16 protein-coding genes are annotated in these 16147 nt (G+C 57.6%); 8 read left to right on the forward strand and 8 right to left on the reverse strand.

Going from position 1 to position 16147, the window contains the following annotated elements; genetic code table 11:
* Complete coding sequence (locus tag ACR0NE_RS20070; RefSeq protein ID WP_170598578.1) at nucleotides 1–1215, forward strand: DNA glycosylase AlkZ-like family protein; 1215 nt, start codon at nucleotides 1–3, stop codon at nucleotides 1213–1215.
* Here the strand turns inward: ACR0NE_RS20070 and ACR0NE_RS20075 are convergent.
* Together ACR0NE_RS20075 and hpaR are read right to left on the reverse strand one after the other, a co-directional pair.
* Nucleotides 1208–2173 carry a helix-turn-helix transcriptional regulator gene (locus ACR0NE_RS20075; protein WP_480780092.1) on the reverse strand — a complete coding sequence of 322 codons (966 nt, stop codon included), beginning with the start codon at nucleotides 2171–2173 and terminating at the stop codon, nucleotides 1208–1210. The genes ACR0NE_RS20070 and ACR0NE_RS20075 overlap by 8 nt on opposite strands.
* A gap of 112 nt (nucleotides 2174–2285) precedes the next feature.
* A complete protein-coding gene (gene hpaR, locus ACR0NE_RS20080; protein WP_170408752.1) occupies nucleotides 2286–2720 on the reverse strand; it encodes a homoprotocatechuate degradation operon regulator HpaR in 435 nt (144 codons plus the stop codon).
* A gap of 127 nt (nucleotides 2721–2847) precedes the next feature.
* Between hpaR and ACR0NE_RS20085 the strand changes: the two genes are divergently transcribed.
* The gene (locus ACR0NE_RS20085; RefSeq protein ID WP_170598572.1) at nucleotides 2848–4257 is read left to right on the forward strand and encodes a pyridoxal-dependent decarboxylase; all 1410 of its coding nucleotides are present in this window, start codon (nucleotides 2848–2850) and stop codon (nucleotides 4255–4257) included.
* On the opposite strand, the gene ACR0NE_RS20090 is transcribed toward ACR0NE_RS20085, so the two are convergent.
* Complete coding sequence (locus ACR0NE_RS20090) at nucleotides 4254–5396, reverse strand: DUF3095 domain-containing protein (protein ID WP_170598569.1); 1143 nt, start codon at nucleotides 5394–5396, stop codon at nucleotides 4254–4256. The genes ACR0NE_RS20085 and ACR0NE_RS20090 overlap by 4 nt on opposite strands.
* Before the next feature lie 145 nt (nucleotides 5397–5541).
* On the opposite strand from ACR0NE_RS20090, the gene ACR0NE_RS20095 reads away from it, so the two are divergent.
* From ACR0NE_RS20095 to ACR0NE_RS20105, 3 genes are all read left to right on the forward strand, one after another.
* Nucleotides 5542–6714 carry an MFS transporter gene (locus ACR0NE_RS20095; protein ID WP_170598566.1) on the forward strand — a complete coding sequence of 391 codons (1173 nt, stop codon included), beginning with the start codon at nucleotides 5542–5544 and terminating at the stop codon, nucleotides 6712–6714.
* Between the two features lie 15 nt (nucleotides 6715–6729).
* A complete protein-coding gene (locus tag ACR0NE_RS20100) occupies nucleotides 6730–7764 on the forward strand; it encodes a glycosyltransferase family 4 protein (RefSeq protein WP_170598563.1) in 1035 nt (344 codons plus the stop codon).
* 113 nt (nucleotides 7765–7877) lie between these two features.
* Nucleotides 7878–8900 (forward strand): aspartate-semialdehyde dehydrogenase, encoded by a 1023-nt coding sequence (locus ACR0NE_RS20105; protein WP_170598560.1) that lies wholly within the window; start codon nucleotides 7878–7880, stop codon nucleotides 8898–8900.
* A 143-nt stretch (nucleotides 8901–9043) separates the two neighbouring features.
* On the opposite strand, the gene ACR0NE_RS20110 is transcribed toward ACR0NE_RS20105, so the two are convergent.
* The 3 genes from ACR0NE_RS20110 to ACR0NE_RS20120 form a co-directional block, all read right to left on the reverse strand.
* Nucleotides 9044–9736 carry a M48 family metalloprotease gene (locus tag ACR0NE_RS20110; protein WP_480459875.1) on the reverse strand — a complete coding sequence of 231 codons (693 nt, stop codon included), beginning with the start codon at nucleotides 9734–9736 and terminating at the stop codon, nucleotides 9044–9046.
* Between the two features lie 401 nt (nucleotides 9737–10137).
* Nucleotides 10138–10674, reverse strand: a complete 537-nt coding sequence (locus tag ACR0NE_RS20115) for an SRPBCC family protein (RefSeq protein WP_170408759.1) — start codon at nucleotides 10672–10674, stop codon at nucleotides 10138–10140.
* A gap of 86 nt (nucleotides 10675–10760) precedes the next feature.
* The gene (locus ACR0NE_RS20120) at nucleotides 10761–11240 is read right to left on the reverse strand and encodes a phosphoribosyl-AMP cyclohydrolase (RefSeq protein ID WP_170399250.1); all 480 of its coding nucleotides are present in this window, start codon (nucleotides 11238–11240) and stop codon (nucleotides 10761–10763) included.
* A 213-nt stretch (nucleotides 11241–11453) separates the two neighbouring features.
* Here ACR0NE_RS20120 and ACR0NE_RS20125 point away from each other — a divergent pair, with 213 nt between their 5' ends.
* The 3 genes from ACR0NE_RS20125 to ACR0NE_RS20135 all read left to right on the forward strand — a co-directional run bounded on the left by ACR0NE_RS20125 (nucleotide 11454) and on the right by ACR0NE_RS20135 (nucleotide 14024).
* Nucleotides 11454–11843: a hypothetical protein gene (locus ACR0NE_RS20125; protein WP_170399254.1), complete on the forward strand. Its 390-nt coding sequence runs from the start codon at nucleotides 11454–11456 to the stop codon at nucleotides 11841–11843.
* 64 nt (nucleotides 11844–11907) lie between these two features.
* On the forward strand, nucleotides 11908–13290 hold the full coding sequence (locus ACR0NE_RS20130) for a M17 family metallopeptidase (protein ID WP_170515411.1): 1383 nt from the start codon (nucleotides 11908–11910) through the stop codon (nucleotides 13288–13290).
* Nucleotides 13287–14024 carry an NlpC/P60 family protein gene (locus ACR0NE_RS20135; protein ID WP_170598556.1) on the forward strand — a complete coding sequence of 246 codons (738 nt, stop codon included), beginning with the start codon at nucleotides 13287–13289 and terminating at the stop codon, nucleotides 14022–14024. Before ACR0NE_RS20130 ends, ACR0NE_RS20135 begins: the two co-directional genes overlap by 4 nt.
* On the opposite strand, the gene ACR0NE_RS20140 is transcribed toward ACR0NE_RS20135, so the two are convergent.
* Together ACR0NE_RS20140 and ACR0NE_RS20145 are read right to left on the reverse strand one after the other, a co-directional pair.
* Nucleotides 14021–14371: a DUF2794 domain-containing protein gene (locus ACR0NE_RS20140; protein WP_170399260.1), complete on the reverse strand. Its 351-nt coding sequence runs from the start codon at nucleotides 14369–14371 to the stop codon at nucleotides 14021–14023. The two genes, ACR0NE_RS20135 and ACR0NE_RS20140, sit on opposite strands and share 4 nt — an antisense overlap.
* 78 nt (nucleotides 14372–14449) lie before the next feature.
* Nucleotides 14450–16114, reverse strand: a complete 1665-nt coding sequence (locus tag ACR0NE_RS20145; protein WP_170567252.1) for an ABC transporter permease — start codon at nucleotides 16112–16114, stop codon at nucleotides 14450–14452.
* Nucleotides 16115–16147 lie beyond the last annotated feature (33 nt).

Genomic DNA, 16147 nt, shown 5'->3' on the forward strand with positions numbered 1-16147 from the left:
ATGGCGCAGCAACGTCTGGACAACCGCGCGGCGCGGGCGCTGTTCATGGATCGGCACGCGCTTTTGGAGCAGCCTACTGGAAGTTCCAAAGGCGATGACTTGTTACAGCTGATCCATCGTTTAGGGTTTATCCAGCTCGACAGTATCAACACCGTCGCCCGCGCGCATGACATGATCCTATATGCGCGTAAGCCCAGCTATCGTTCGCGCTACCTCAAGCAGCTCTACGAACGCGACCGTGCGCTGTTTGAGCATTGGACGCACGATGCGGCGGTGATCCCAATGGAATTCTATCGCCATTGGCATCTGCGGTTCCTGCGCGATGCCGACATGTTGAAAGCTCGCTGGAAGAACTGGCGGCGTGACGGGTTTGAGCAAAAGTTCGAAACCGTCCTGCAACATATCCGCGACCATGGTCCGGTTGGCTCGTCCGATGTGGGAAAAGACGAGAAAAAGGGATCTGGCGGTTGGTGGGACTGGCATCCATCCAAGACCGCGCTGGAATATCTCTGGCGATCCGGCGCGCTGACCGTGGTTGGACGCGATGGGTTTCAGAAACGCTATGACCTGACAGAGCGGGTTATAGAAACTCAACTTTGCCCCGGCAATTTGCACTGCGACTCAAATGAAACTGTGGATTGGTTGTGTAACGCCGCACTCGACCGGCTGGGGTTCGCCACATCGGGAGAGCTTGCCGCGTTCTGGGATACGGTAAGCGCTGCCGAGGCAAAATCCTGGTGTCAACAGGCTCTAACACAGGGTGAAATCGAAGAGATCTTCGTCGAATGCGCAGACGGGCGGGAACGAAAAGTGTTCGCCCGCCCCGGTCTATGTGAACACGCTACAGAGCTGCCCGATGCGCCGGGCCGGATCAGAGTTCTCAGCCCTTTTGACCCTATGTTGCGTGACCGGAACCGGGCCGAGCGGTTGTTCGGATTCCACTATCGGATCGAGGTGTTCGTCCCCGAACCCAAGCGTACCTACGGCTATTATGTCTTTCCGTTGCTTGAGGGGCACCGGTTGATCGGACGCATCGACATGAAGGCCCAGCGAGACCGTGGACTGTTGCAAGTCCGATCCGTATGGCCAGAACGGTCGGTGCGTTGGTCTGACGCAAGAACCCGCCGCCTGCAGGCCGAATTGGACCGGGTACGGCGATTTGCGGAACTGGACGGGGTGGAATTTGAAAAGGATTGGCTGAAAGATCCTAAATAGAACCCAATTTTTCGATCAGGAAACCTTGTTCCTCAATCAGTAGGCGCAGCTCGTTCAGCGAAACATGGGGCGCCCTGCCCGATGTATCCAGCTGCGCATTTGCCCGCCCATACAAAGCCTCGCGACTGGCCAATATGTTCTTGAGCTGCTCCATCGCCTTGGGATTTCCAGCCATCGGGCGTTCGTCGCCTTGGGCGCGCACGCGGTCCATATGCTCGGTCGGTGACGCGCGCAGCCAGATGGTGTGAAACCGGCCAAGCAGGGTCGCATAGGTCGAAGGCTCTGATACGATCCCGCCCGCGACTGCCAGCACGACCCGATCATGCTCTGCAATCACCCGATCCAGCGCCTGCGCTTCCAGATTGCGATACCCGTCTTGCCCGTAGAACGCCATCACTTCAGACATGGGCATGCCGGCCATCTCTTCAATCATGGCTGTGAGCTCAACAAACGGCAGTCTTTGTGCAGCGGCCAGCATAGCGCCAAGAGTTGACTTACCCGCTCCGCGTAATCCAATCAGACAAACCCGATGCGCACGTGCATCCTCATCTGAGTGAGGTTGCAATGCACGCCTGACGCTTTCTTTGACGTCGTCGCTGGCTTGTCGGAAAAGCTCAACTATCTGCAAAGCATCCGAATCCCACGGATCATCTTCAGCAATCAACCATTCGGCTTTGTAATCCAGTGCCTGTGCGACACGGTGCAACACGCCGATCGAGATGTTGCCCTCACCCGCCTCAAGCTGTGCCAAATAGCGTGGGGAAACGCCCGAGTTCTCAGACAGGATCCGGCGCGGGATGCCTCGCATTTGACGCGCCCGGCGTACTCGCGCGCCCACTCGCTCGCTTAAATCCTGCTTTGCAATATGTGCAGGCGGTGCCGGTTCTGGCGGTTTGGGCCCATCCATCTGCATTGAACCGTTTGTTAAAGGTAAGGATGAGGCTACGACGCGAACCATCAACGGGCAACGAATATTACCTTCTCCGCCCACAATGCTTATCGTTTGGGGCCTTAAACGAGGTCTGAACGACGGCAAACAACTTGGTTAGAGCCTGTTCTGAGCATTGCGCTCAGCCTTCCAGCTGGTGAAGCTCTACCAGAAGGTCCAGCAACTTCTCGTGCTGCTCTGCCCCGAGCAAAGAGCGGGTGTGTTCCGCCAACTCCAACATTTCCGCCAGATTTGCGTCGATAATTTGCAACCCATTCTCGCTGATTTCGACAATCTGTCGGCGGCGGTCTTTGGTATCCGGCCGCCTCATGATCAGCTTGCTGTCTTCGAGCTTTTTCAGAATGCGCGTCAGGCTGGGCAACAAGAGGCAGGCGCGCTCGGCGATCTGAGTAGGCTCCTGAGGCCCTTCTTCCTGCAAAACGCGCAGAACGCGCCATTGTTGCTCGGTGACGCCAGCATCCGTTAGCACACCACGAATAGGCCCCATCACCCTTTCCCGAGCGCGCAACAGCGCTATCGGCAATGATCGGGACGTCTGTGGTAAGTTCTTTGACATATGGAATTTTCGCGCAATTCCAAATATTTCGCAATAGAACGTTGGTTGTGGTTGAGTTTCGTTTACTGGGCTTTACTTAACTTGTTTAGCATATGATACTGACAAAAAGGCTACCGAGGCGGATAAGATGAAATGGAATGAATTCTCCGATTGGGGCAAGAAGGTTGCCGAGTGGACGCAAGACTATCACCTGACGGTGGTCGACAAGCCCGTGCGCGCCCGGACCGAGCCGGGCGATATCCAGAACGCTCTGCCCGCGCATCCCCCTGAGCAGGGCGAGCCGATCGAGGACATCTTTCATGATTTCGAACAAATCGTGATGCCCGGCATTACCCATTGGCAACACCCTCGGTTCTTCGCCTACTTCAATTCGAACGCCTCGGCCCCGTCTGTTCTGGCCGAGTTCCTGGCCAGCGCCATCGCGCCGCAATGTATGCTGTGGCAGACCTCGCCCGCCGCAACCGAGATGGAAACACGAATGATGGACTGGCTGCGCGAAGCGCTGGACCTGCCCAAAGGTTTTGCCGGGGTCATTCAGGATTCGGCGTCATCTGCGACATTGGCGGCTGTGCTGACCATGCGCGAGAAGGCGATGAACTGGCAGGGCAACACGCTGGGGCTGTTCGGTCAAAAGCCACTGCGCATTTATTGCTCTTCCGAGGTTCATACCTCAATCGACCGCGCCATCTGGGTTGCGGGGATTGGACAGGACAATCTGGTGCGCATCCCCGTGCAAGGTGATTGGCGTGGAATGAACCCCGAGGCGCTTGAAGCAGCGATACAATCAGATTTAGAGTCTGGTTTCCACCCGGCGGGCGTGATCCTTTGTGTTGGAGGGACCGGAACCGGGGCAACTGATCCAGTGGATCACTGCCTAGCGATTGCACAGAAATACGGCCTTTATACCCATGTCGATGCAGCCTGGGCGGGGTCGGCGATGATCTGCCCCGAATATCGTCACTACTGGCCGGGGATCGATCAGGCCGACAGCATTGTATTCAATCCCCATAAGTGGCTGGGCGTGCAATTCGATTGCTGTGCGCATTTTCTGAAGAACCCCGATGATCTGGTCCGCACGCTTGCGATCAGCCCGGAATATCTGAAAACCCACGGCAAGGACGGGATCATCAATTACTCGGAATGGTCGGTGCCATTGGGACGTCGGTTCCGCGCGCTGAAACTGTGGTTCGTCATCCGCACCTATGGGCTGGAGGGGCTGCGCGAACGGCTGCGGAATCACGTCAATTGGTCGCGCGCGCTGCATGACCGTTTAGCAGCAGAACCGGATTTTCGGATCGTGACGCCTCCAATGTGGTCTCTTTGGACCTTCCGATACGAGCCGGATGGGGCCGACGATCTGGATGATCTGAACCTGCGGCTGGTGAATGCAATCAATGATGATGGGCGGATCTACCTGACACAGACCCGCGTGGATGGCGATCTGGTCATCCGCTTTCAGGCCGGTCAGTTTGAAACCACAGAACAGGACGTGATGATGGCCTATGACGTGATCACTGAAATCGCTCGAGGGCTTTAGGCCCTCATTGACGCTGCAGCCTGCGCGTATCCCCCCGAGGCCCCGTCAACAAAATGCACATGGTCGTCGCGCATGGCCGAGGGAACAAAGCAGGTCATCATCGCCTCTTGCTGGGCGTGCATTCCATATCTGATTTTGCCTTTTGTTTGCGCGTCGTCCAGCATCTGAGTGAGCTGTTCCAACGTGCTCGAGTCACAATCCAGCGTCATTTTCAGACCGTCATCAAACTTTCGGAAATCAGCGTTGCGACTGACCATCTCTTTGTAATGCTTGGGTTCGAATTGACCCAGGCGCATCCCGGTTTTGAACAACAAGCCGATCAACATATTCCCGATCATCAAGCGTGTTTTCTGCATCAGAAGATTCCGACCTGCGCGTGAGACATGGGCGTCGATATCGACGCCGGGCGGAGGGAAACTCATCGGAGGTCCTTTGGCCGGAACCGGGTGACCGGCGCGTTCTAGCCCTTCGGCGACGGACAGGATGGATTGGGTCAGGGCGGCGAATTCAGCCTCATTAGACTCTGATGTAGGCTGAATAACCAGTGAAACGATCTGACCAACCCTCGCTGGACTGTTGGACCAACGACAAGATAGGCCGGTCAGATCGGGCTGCGCGTCAGGTCCGGCTGGTTGCACAACACGTTGCCCGGCTTTCATCTGAGCCTCGGCCCAGGCCAGTCCCCCGCCGGTAAACATCGCATAGTCAACGCCGGTGGAAGGCGCAAAGCGAGCAACACGCAGATCACGTCCAGCGGCGCGGATGTCGGCCACCGAAACCAGCGCCGCGCGCAGAGTGATGGCGAATTCCGTTTCGGCCCAGCTTTGCAATGTTGCCAGCGTATCCCGCGCGATCTCGGCATCCTCACCCGATACGGCGAATCCAGCACCATCACCACCGAAGACATACGGAAATATGCGCCCACCCAGCGCATTGATCATGCCTGAAATCACGGCCGCCCCCACCATGTTGACGGTCTTGTACCGGCCCCGCGCGATTTCACCGGTCGAATCTACGATATCGGCGACGCCCAGAACCCATGTCTCTGGCAAAGGTGTGAACTGCACGGGGTCACTGAGGCTGAGGAAATTGTCCGAAATGGGGACGGAGTCATAAAATACAGAGTCTGAGAGGGTCATAACACACTCGGGAAATCCAAAATCTGCCGTGATGATAGCTCAATTGTGAAGAATGTCCGCCCCAATCGATTCAATCATGGCACTTGTGCCGATCAACGCGGCGTGCAAAGCATCGGGGCGGGGCAGCTAGACAATAGGTCAAGAAATGCAGGCAGGTTTGGTGATCTTGTGTCTGGCCTATGTACTCAGCCAGTTTTTCCGCGCTTTTCTGGCAGTTTTGACTACCGATCTGGGACGCGATATCGGCGCAACACCCGAAGACCTCGCCTTTGCTTCAGGTCTTTGGTTTCTAATCTTTGCGGCGATGCAGATTCCGGTGGGCTGGGCACTGGACCGCGTCGGTCCTCGGCGCAGTTCTGCGGTGCTGCTACTGATCGGCGGGGCTGGCGGGGCTGGCCTGTTCGCGGTCGCAACGACCCCGTTCCATGTGGCGCTCGCCATGGCGCTGATCGGGGTAGGATGCTCGCCGGTTCTGATGGCATCCTACTACATCTTCGCACGAGAGTTTCCACCCGCCAAATTTGCCACGCTCGCCGCGGTGATGCTGGGTGTGGGATCTGTCGGCAATCTGGTCGCCTCATACCCCACGGCGCTGGCGGTCGAGCTGATGGGCTGGCGCGCGACGCTGGCCGGTCTGGCGATTATCTCTGCTGCGGTGGCTGCGGGGATCTGGCTGACGGTGCATGACCCTGAAAAGGTAAAAACCGAGCAAAAAGGATCACTTCTAGACCTGCTGAAAGAACCTGCGCTGTGGACCATTCTGCCGCTCATGCTTGTGTCTTATGCGCCATCGGGTGCGATCCGAGGGCTTTGGGCCGGGCCGTATTTGAATGACGTGTTCGGGCTCAGCACCGCTCAGATCGGGACGGCAACGTTGATCATGGGGGCCGCGATGATCGCAGGAACCTTCGCCTATGGGCCGCTGGACCGTATCCTGGGCACCCGGAAATGGGTGATCCTGGGCGGTAATATCTTGGGAGTCGCAGCACTGGGCCTGCTGTGCCTGTGGATTGACAGCGGCGTTTGGGTCTCGGTGCTGCTGTTGGCAGTGATCGGCTTTCTGGGCGCCAGTTTTCCGGTGATCATGGCCCATGGCCGGGCCTTCGTGCCGCCGCATCTGGTCGGGCGGGGCGTTACCCTGCTGAACCTTTTTGGCGTTGGCGGCGTTGGTCTGGCGCAATTTGCCACCGGGCGCATCCATGCGGCCAGCGCCGGGATCAGCCCCTCCGCACCTTATACGGCGATCTTCGGCTTTTTCGCGGTCACCCTTGCCATTGGCTGCGTGATCTATCTATTCAGTCGGGACAGCGTGGACTGAAACCGGAGACCGCCCGTGCAGGACATTGAGGTGATTGCACCCAATCTGAAGCATTCCCTGTCGGGCGTGACAACGACGGTGATCCGACTGCTGCCAATCCAGCAGAAAATGATCGGCATCCGTGCCACCGGTCCCGGCCTGCCGCCAGATTTGCCCCATATCAGACTCTGGAAACTGTTGTTTCTACCCAATCGCAAACGGGTTTGGCATGCGCGCCGGAATACCGAGATGTTGATGGGTCTGTTTCTGCGCACTGTGCTTCGGCGCAACTACAAACTGCTATTTACCTCAGCCGCGCAACGTGATCATTCCGGGTTCACCAAGCGGCTGATTTCGAAAATGGACGCGTTGATCGCGACGACGCCTCAGGCCGCTTCCTTTCTGGAGCATCCCGCTACTGTCATCATGCATGGCGTCAACACCGAGCTGTTTCACCCAGCCGAGGACAAAAGCGCCCTGCGCCAAAAACTTGGCCTGCCAGACGGGCTGCTGATCGGGTGTTTTGGCCGTATCCGCCCTCAGAAAGGGGTCGACTTGCTGGTCGATGCCGCCCTGAAGATGCTGCCTAATCACCCCGATGCGCATGTGATCTTTACCGGGCGTACCACCAACGAATTTGAGGCGTTTCAGGCTGAGCAGGAGCAAAAGCTGCAGGACGCCGGGCTGGGCGACCGCGTTCATTTTCTGGGTGAGCGCCCTTGGGATGAGATTGTCGAGACCTATTGCGCGCTCGATCTGTTCGTTGCGCCCGCACGGCACGAAGGGTTCGGCCTTACACCGCTTGAAGCGATGGCCTCGGGCGTGCCCGCCATAGCCAGTCGCGGGGTCGGAGCGTTCAGTGCGCAAATCAAGGATGGTGAGACCGGAAGACTGGTTGAGAAAGACAATGCCCCTGCACTGGCCGACGCGCTGGAGGATATGGTGCAGGACCGCGCCGCGCTGGCCGCTGCGGGACTAGCCGCGCGCGCCCATGTCGAGCAGAATTTTCGAATCGAAGGCGAAGCGCAGGCGATTGTCGAGGTTTATCGATCCTTGCTGAAACAACCCTGAACGGTACTGAACTGTGTCAAATCGGTGTGACGGGGTGAAATAAGCCGAAACGCCTCTTTTTTCTTTGCCGCAACGCGGCTATGAACGCGCGTCCTTAACTTTGGAGACATGAAATGGGCTATCGCGTCGTAGTCGTCGGCGCCACGGGTAACGTGGGCCGCGAAATGCTGAACATCCTGGCGGAACGCCAGTTCCCTGTCGATGAACTTGCTGCTCTGGCAAGCCGTCGTTCGCTGGGTACTGAGGTGACATTTGGCGACAAGACGCTCACTACCAAAGATCTGGACACATTCGATTTCACTGGTTGGGACATGGCGCTATTTGCTGTGGGTTCCGAGGCCACAAAGGTTTACGCCCCTAAGGCGGCAGCGGCTGGCTGCGTGGTGATCGATAACAGCTCGCTCTATCGCTATGACCCGGACATTCCGCTGATCGTGCCGGAATGTAACCCCGAGGCGATCCACGACTATAAAAACAAAAACATCATCGCCAACCCCAACTGCTCGACCGCGCAGATGGTCGTCGCGCTGAAGCCTCTGCATGACCGTGCCAAGATCAAGCGCGTGGTTGTGTCGACCTATCAGTCGGTGTCGGGCGCCGGTAAGGAAGGCATGGATGAGCTTTGGGATCAGACCAAGGCCATCTATAATCCCACGACCGAGGTTGAACCGAAGAAATTCCAGAAGCAGATTGCCTTCAACGTCATTCCGCAGATCGACGTCTTCATGGAAGACGGCTCGACCAAGGAAGAGTGGAAGATGGTTGTCGAGACCAAAAAGATCGTCGATCCGTCGATCAAGGTCACCGCAACCTGCGTTCGCGTTCCGGTATTCGTTGGCCACTCCGAGGCCGTGAACATCGAGTTCGAAGAGTTCCTCGACGAAGACGAAGCCCGCGACATCCTGCGCGAAGCACCGGGCATCATGGTAATCGACAAGCGTGAAGCCGGTGGTTACGTCTCGCCCATCGAATGCGCGGGCGATTTCGCCACGTTCATCAGCCGCATCCGTCAGGATTCGACGGTTGAGAATGGCATCAACCTGTGGTGCGTTTCGGACAACCTGCGCAAAGGCGCGGCATTGAACGCTGTTCAAATTGCAGAATTGCTGGGCCGTGAAGTTCTGAAGAAGGGGTAACCTTCGCCAGTTGGTTATGACTCTATTAAACCCCGCTGTACCGCCAGTGGGGTTTATTATTTTGTGGACGGGCAGAGATGGCAATATTGCGGGGCAAAGCCGCCCTGTGCATGCGTTGCCATTGCCTATCCAGCACCAGTTGGTCAGCCACCGATCTGGGACATTGTCGCTTTTACCGCATGGTATCTTTGAGAGTTTGGGGGATGCGTCCCTAGAAAGCGATCACCAGGATCAGGAACTCGTGCGAAGTACAGCGCACCCTTGAGTGGATCATAACCCGCTTTGTAGGCTATTACAGTGCCTAGTCGATCAGCTTCCAATTCAAAGTTCTTTGAATAGCTGCGGCCGCCAACAAAGGCTCCAATGTCTTGTGCTGCGGCAATGTCATTCGGCCCCGACCCCGCAATTGTTGCTAGACCGGCCAAAAGCACCGCACCAGCCGCCGCATTTTGGGCCTGTCGCGCCAAATGCCCTTGAATGTGGTGAGCGGCCTCATGCGCCATAACAAATGCAAGTTCGTCAGTGTTGTTTACATTCCGTATCAGCGCTTGAGTCATTGTGATAACGGGGCGCCCCGACCTGCTTAAACTCTGATACGCGTTTGAGGGTGCTTTTTTGTCTGGATCAATGCGGATCAAAAAATCACAATTCACATTCTTAGTGCGGCGGAGGCATTCTCGTTCTGCCACAGGTTCTATTCGTGAGGCGACCTGACGGAACCTTATTTGTGCCTGTTGTGAACTGACGGGCGCGCTCGCGCGACCGGGGTTTGGAATAGGTGCTGATGGAGGAGTGGTGGTTGAAGCGCATCCCGCTAATGCCAAAACAGCTAACATCAATACCGTTCGCCTCATAAACACACCTTTCCAAATGTTCAGAGCATCAAAATCGAATCTGTGGCTTTCGAGAAACCAACTTGCACATTCGAACCTACGGTCTTCACGATTTGATATTCAATAACAGACGGGTTGTCGGTGGTCGCCCCGATTAAGCTGTCGTCAAAATGGTAGGCACTACAAATGGCATTGAAGCGAAGGACCAAACGATCCACGCCCCGTTCTGTATGGGCTTGAACCGAGTTGAACACCGCGTCAGCGGAGGTTATTTGCGCTGCACGATGGCTTGATCCCAGCCTCCTGCGCGGCAAAGGGACTGCTATGGGCGCACGTACATTTCAACAATCGTTTCTGGTATGGCCTCAAAGCAGTCATCAGAGAGATGCCTCCTGCCTGATCCTTCACCCCTGTCCCTCAACCAGCGTCTTCAAATTCTCCAACCCGCGCTCGTAATCTCCGCCGACCCAATTGTCCATCATTAGGCCCATCCAGCGGGACATGGGGTTCATACCAAGGTCGGATACGAATCCCCAGGTAACCTGTGTGCCTGATCCTTCTGGCCGCAACTGGAACGAGGCGGTGGCTGTCCCCATCGGGCCAAAATCCAGTGCGGTTTGCACGGACTGATCCGGGGTGCTCTCGGTGATTTCCTGCGAACCGGTTCCCACCTGCGGGTTGTCCGAGGCCCAGTTCAGCGTGTTTCCGACACCCGCTTCCGGGCCACTATAGCTCAGCTTGGTTTCGGGGTCTCGGGACAGCCAGGGGGACCATTTCTCGGTCTCCTGCATCGAATTCACATAGGGAAAGATCGCCGAGGCTGGTGCGTCGATTGTGATGCTGCGGGACACCTCGGCCTGACCAGGCAAAAGATATGATACTCCGACAAGCGCCAGAATGATCACCAGTAGGGTGACGAGAATGCGTTTAATCAATTTCATGAGCTCGATCCGATTCTGAAAACATCATCGGAAACATATCAAAAAATCGACGTAATTTCAGAGGCCCGATCGTATGACCCGCAGGATCAGGCCGGTGGCTGGTAAGGCAGCGACGAATGGTGCAGCACGATGCGAAGCACTCCGTCAGCGTCCTTTTTGTAGCCGAAGCTTTTGTCGACTTGCGTGATGTTACCTTGGCTATCCGTCAGAATGACCTTGCCCATCCACATGGCGACATCGCCTTCGACGAAGCTGGCCGATGTCTCACTTGCCATTTCGCGCCAACCCTTGATTCCGAAACCGCCATCAAGCGGAAATTCGGCATCGTGACCGACAAAATAGGCCAGTGCACCGTGGCGAGTCGGGCGAAAGGTTTGATCTCCGGACGCCATAGTTGGTTTGAACAGGACCGGACCCAGATTATAGCCGTATGCCGCATCCAGAACACCCTCGGCAACGGAACGGGCCGCATCGATCCCACCGTCTTCAAAAGCTTTGGAGATCGCAATCAACCCATCGCCCCAGGCGGTACGGGCAGCGGCCAGCTCGTCAGTGGTAATCGGCATGATCCTGTCCTTCTCTGTCCGGTTTCTATGGTACTGGCAGCAAGTGAGCGTCAACGCAAGAGGTGTGACCGGACTCTCGCCCGGTTTTGCCCACAGAACCGCGTGGAAGCCTGAATTCTCAGAAAATTCGACCCATTCTTTTGAACCGGTGCAAGGTTTTGCAAAGTATTTGCCGCCAATCTCTGACAGTGCCGTGGGGGCATTTCAATTGGGGTGAATGTGGTGGACAAGATTATCACACTGGAACAGAAAGAACCCGTGCGTCTGGACCCGGACCGCCTGAGCAGCCTGTACAATCAGCTTGGCGACACCAACGCGATGGACGTGCTGTGCCGCACGGTTGAAGAACTGGCGTTGCGGCTGTCGAATTGTGAACGGTTTTGGCGGCAACGCGATTGGGCCGGGCTGCGCAAATGCGCAAAATCTCTCGTAGCCATATCCGAGCAAATCGGCATGACAGCACTGGCACGTGTGGCAGGCGATGTAGCCTGTACTGTCGACGCTGGCGATGCGGTCGCGACAGGGGCGACTCTGAGCCGCCTGATCCGGGTGGGCGAGCGATCGCTGACTGCCGTCTGGGACCAACAAGATCTATCTGTCTGAGAGGGGGTTGCGAGTGCGCCGCAGACAGATAGTCTGGGCGAAAATCCAACCAGCCGAGACACGCATGACCCTGTCCTTCGCCCCTGCCTCCGACCCATCGCTGCCACTACATGTGTTAGAGCAATCAGATTTTGAAAGCTGGCTGACCGATCAGCCGGATCATATCCGAGCTTGGGTTGCGGCCGATGGGTTTTCCGGAGCTCTGGGTCAAACACTTCTGGTGCCCGGCACAGATGGTAATCCGCAGATTGCCATGGCGGGATATGGCAGCGCGGCAAAACGGGTACGCAAGCGATTTCCGCTAGCCGCTGCCGCAGAATCGCTGCCCAAGGGCACCTATCATATCGCCTCGGGCGTTCCCGCAGATGTGCTTGAGGCTGAATGCCTGGGCTGGCTGATGACGGGATATGCCTTTGATCGCTATGCAGCGCAAAGCCCGGCCAACGCCACGCTGATCGCGCCCGAGGGCGTAGATGCCCGGCGGATCGAAATCATGGCCAATGCCGAGGCATTGACACGGGATCTGGTCAACACACCCGCTTCGGACATGGGCCCGGTGCAATTACAACACGCGGTTGAGGCACTGGCACGGGAACACGGCGCAGACATCTCGGTCATCTCAGGCGATGCGTTGCTGGAACAGAATTTTCCGATGATCCACGCGGTGGGGCGTGCTGCCGAACAGGCCCCGCGTCTGATCGAGATGAACTGGGGCGATCAAGGGCCAAAACTAACATTAGTTGGGAAAGGGGTCTGTTTCGATACCGGCGGCCTGAATCTGAAACCCGGTGCTTCGATGGGGTTGATGAAAAAAGATATGGGCGGAGCGGCCAATGTGCTGGGTCTGGCCCGTATGATCATGGCGCTGGATCTGAAGGTGCAATTACGGGTCCTGATCCCGGCGGTCGAAAACGCAGTAGCGGGCAATGCTTTCCGCCCCGGCGACATCCTGACGGCGCGTAATGGGCTAACGGTTGAGATCAACAACACTGATGCCGAGGGTCGGTTGGTGCTGGCCGATGCCCTTGCTCTGGCGCATGAAGGGGCACCAAACCTGCTCATCTCGATGGCCACTTTGACTGGCGCGGCCCGGGTTGCATTGGGCGCTGATCTGGCCCCGTTTTATACCGATGACGACAAAGCCGCGGACGTGCTGGCGCGTGCTGGCCGGGCTGCCGCTGATCCGGTCTGGCGTATGCCTTTTCATGACCCCTATGAAGCGATGATCGAACCCGGCATCGCTAACCTCGACAATGCGCCTTCTGGTGGATTTGCAGGCTCTATCACCGCGGCACTGTTCCTGCGCCGGTTCGCTGCCGAAAGTCGCTATATGCATTTTGACATCTATTCGTGGCAACGCAGTAAGGAACCCGGTCGCAGCAAGGGTGGTTTGGGCCAAGGCCCGCGTGCCCTCCTGGGGGCTTTGCCAGAGATCCTTGGCCTATGACTCAGGCGCGCATCATTCAACCGGTCATAGACCTGCTACGCCACCCTGACGGTCCGCGCGACCGACAATTGTTGTTTGGCGACACGGTCACTGTTTTGGACGACCAAAGCGGCTGGAGCAAGATCTCAGCCAGCAAGGACGGCTATACCGGATGGGTGGCGACAGACCATCTGGGACCAATTGAGCCACAGACTCACTGGATCGTCGCCGCTTCGACCCATGCCTATGAGAAGCCCGATATTAAAAGCCGCGATCTGACCTCGCTGAGCTTTGGCAGTAAAATCAGGGCTCTGTCTGAGGAGGGCGGGTTTCTGGAAACGCCAATCGGGTTCATTCCGGGGGTGCATGCCGTGCCCGCCTATTCCCTGCTGACCGATCCCGTTTCCGCGGCCGAACTTTTTCTAGGCACCCCTTATCTTTGGGGTGGTAACAGTCGATTCGGGCTGGATTGCTCGGGCCTCGTACAGCTCGCACTGCTCGCCTGCGGCGTTCCTTGTCCCGGAGACAGCGGCGATCAGGAACGCGAAGTTGGTGGATCGGTGCCCGAGGGCGATCACGCACGGCGCGGAGACTTGCTGTTCTGGAAAGGCCATGTTGCCTGGGTTGCCGCCGAAAACCTTCTACTTCACGCCAACGCCTATCACATGGCCGTCGCGCTCGAACCGATGGATCAAGCGATTGCCCGGATCGCTGCCCAGGGTGACGGGCCGGTTACAGCGCACAAAAGGCTCTAATCCAGGTCAACCGCACGGATAAGCTTGCGTTCCAGAACCCTCAGAACCGCGCGCAGATCGTGCCCGCGCTTCAATATACGCCCATCCATGCCGACCACGGAATACATGCCCTGACGTAGCCGCAGGCGCGGGTGCTTCTCGACCCTGTAAATGGGATGTTCCGCCGTGCGCCGAAAGATCGAAAACACCGCCATATCCCGCAGGTTCGAGATTCCGTAGTCGCGCCATTCACCGGCAGCAACCATTCGGCCATAAACAGACAGGATTTGAGACATCTCGCGCCGGTCAAACGCGACCGGCATCTGGGCAGAGCCGGACCCGAACCGGCTGGGAGGCTGCATGTTCATATGACAAGCCTTGCCGGAAATCGCCGTCGAATCAAGCCCACTGGCATCAAGGTGTTGTATTTTTGGATCGCCCGCCCGCTATCTGCGCCCAACCTGACGGCAAATCAAGATCACCGGCAGCAACCCGACAGCCAGAATAACCAGCGACGGAACCGCTGCACCTTCAAGCCTCTCATCCGAGGCCAGACGATAGGCCTGCACTGCTAGCGTGTCGAAGTTAAAAGGCCGCATGATCAGGGTCGCGGGCAGCTCTTTCATCACATCCACAAAGACAATCAACAGTGCCGTCAGCAATGAAGGCGTAAGGATCGGCAGATGTACCCGGCGCAGCGTTCCTAACGGGGTTTGACCCAGTGACCGCGCGGCGGCATCCATATTGGCGTGAACGGTACTCTGCCCACCTTCATAGGCGCTGAGCGCGGCGGCCAAAAAGCGCACCATATAGGCCGCGATCAACAACCAGATGGATCCAGTGACCAGCAGTCCGGTCGAGATACCAAAGGTTTGGCGCATCCACGCATCCAGTGCGTTGTCGAATCCCGCAAAGGGGACGATCAGCCCCACGGCGATCACGCCACCCGGCACCGCATAGCCCAACCGCGCCACATAAGCCGCCATGGCGGACCCGCGCCCGGGGCGCAGGCGTTGGAAGAATCCTATCGAAATCGCCGCGCTGACGGTGATAACCGCCGCAGTCCCCGCCAGTGTCAGCGAGTTCTGTATGAACCCGATATATCGGCGCGACAGCAGGTTCTGCTCGGATTCCAACCCCATCTGCACAAGGATAACCACAGGCAGAAGGAATCCGAACAGGACGGGAATTGCGCATAGCAGAAATGCCGCGAGTGATTGCCATCCCTTGAGTTGCGCCGCTGGCAGACCTGCGTGGCGCTTGCCTGCCTGATAGTATTTGGCCTTGCCGCGCTGTGTCCGCTCGGCCACGGCCATGACAAGCGCAAAACCCAACAGACAAAGGGCGAGTTGCGCCGCAGCAGCGCGATCAGCCATGGAAAACCAGCTTGTGTAGATGCCTGTGGCAAAAGTCTGCACTCCGAAATAGGCGACTGTGCCGAAATCGGCGATGGTTTCCATAACCGCCAGCAAGACGCCCCCCGCAATCGCCGGGCGTGCCATCGGCAGGGATACGCGCCAAAAGGCATGCCAGGGGCCATTGCCCAGCGCCCGGGCCGCCAGAAAGGCCGTGGCGCTTTGCTGCAGAAATGCCGCGCGCGCCAGCAAATAGACATAGGGATACAACACCAGGATCAACATCACCGCCGCTCCCTCGGTCGAGCGAATCTCGGGGAACCAATAGTCGCGCGGGCCCCAGCCGGTCACATCCCGCAGCGTGGTCTGAACGATTCCGGGGTGATCCAGAATGAAGGTATAGGCATAGGCCAGCACATAAGCCGGAAAGGCCAGCGGCAGGACCAGAGCGATTTCCAGCCACCGCACTCCGGGAAAGCGGGTCATCGTGACCAGCCAGGCAGCGCCGACACCAATCGAAAACGTCCCTGCTGCGACCAGCACCACCAGGATCACCGTGGTCAGCGCATAGCCAGGCAAAACAGTCTCTAACAAATGGGAAATTGTGTCGGTGCCACCGGTCACCGCCGCCAGAACAACCGCCACCATTGGCAACAGACAAGCGGCCGCCACGACATAGGCAATGCCGCCCACAAAGCGTGTACCTAAGGCGCCGCGATTATGCGTTCCGTGTTCTGAATATTCGACTTCGGCCATGGCGTCTGACTGAGAATCCCATAGGGTCTGCCT

The organism is Ruegeria sp. C9, from assembly GCF_056537585.1.

Coding starts and splice junctions, on each gene's coding strand:
- ACR0NE_RS20070 (WP_170598578.1), top strand. CDS start 1: ATGGCGCAGCAACGTCTGGACAACCGCGCGGCGCGGGCGCTGTTCATG.
- ACR0NE_RS20105 (WP_170598560.1), top strand. CDS start 7,878: ATGGGCTATCGCGTCGTAGTCGTCGGCGCCACGGGTAACGTGGGCCGC.
- ACR0NE_RS20135 (WP_170598556.1), top strand. CDS start 13,287: ATGACTCAGGCGCGCATCATTCAACCGGTCATAGACCTGCTACGCCAC.
- ACR0NE_RS20120 (WP_170399250.1), bottom strand. CDS start 11,240: ATGCCGATTACCACTGACGAGCTGGCCGCTGCCCGTACCGCCTGGGGC.
- ACR0NE_RS20145 (WP_170567252.1), bottom strand. CDS start 16,114: ATGGCCGAAGTCGAATATTCAGAACACGGAACGCATAATCGCGGCGCC.
- ACR0NE_RS20085 (WP_170598572.1), top strand. CDS start 2,848: ATGAAATGGAATGAATTCTCCGATTGGGGCAAGAAGGTTGCCGAGTGG.
- ACR0NE_RS20110 (WP_480459875.1), bottom strand. CDS start 9,736: ATGTTAGCTGTTTTGGCATTAGCGGGATGCGCTTCAACCACCACTCCT.
- ACR0NE_RS20095 (WP_170598566.1), top strand. CDS start 5,542: ATGCAGGCAGGTTTGGTGATCTTGTGTCTGGCCTATGTACTCAGCCAG.
- ACR0NE_RS20130 (WP_170515411.1), top strand. CDS start 11,908: ATGACCCTGTCCTTCGCCCCTGCCTCCGACCCATCGCTGCCACTACAT.
- ACR0NE_RS20075 (WP_480780092.1), bottom strand. CDS start 2,173: ATGGTTCGCGTCGTAGCCTCATCCTTACCTTTAACAAACGGTTCAATG.
- ACR0NE_RS20140 (WP_170399260.1), bottom strand. CDS start 14,371: ATGAACATGCAGCCTCCCAGCCGGTTCGGGTCCGGCTCTGCCCAGATG.
- ACR0NE_RS20090 (WP_170598569.1), bottom strand. CDS start 5,396: ATGACCCTCTCAGACTCTGTATTTTATGACTCCGTCCCCATTTCGGAC.
- hpaR (WP_170408752.1), bottom strand. CDS start 2,720: ATGTCAAAGAACTTACCACAGACGTCCCGATCATTGCCGATAGCGCTG.
- ACR0NE_RS20115 (WP_170408759.1), bottom strand. CDS start 10,674: ATGAAATTGATTAAACGCATTCTCGTCACCCTACTGGTGATCATTCTG.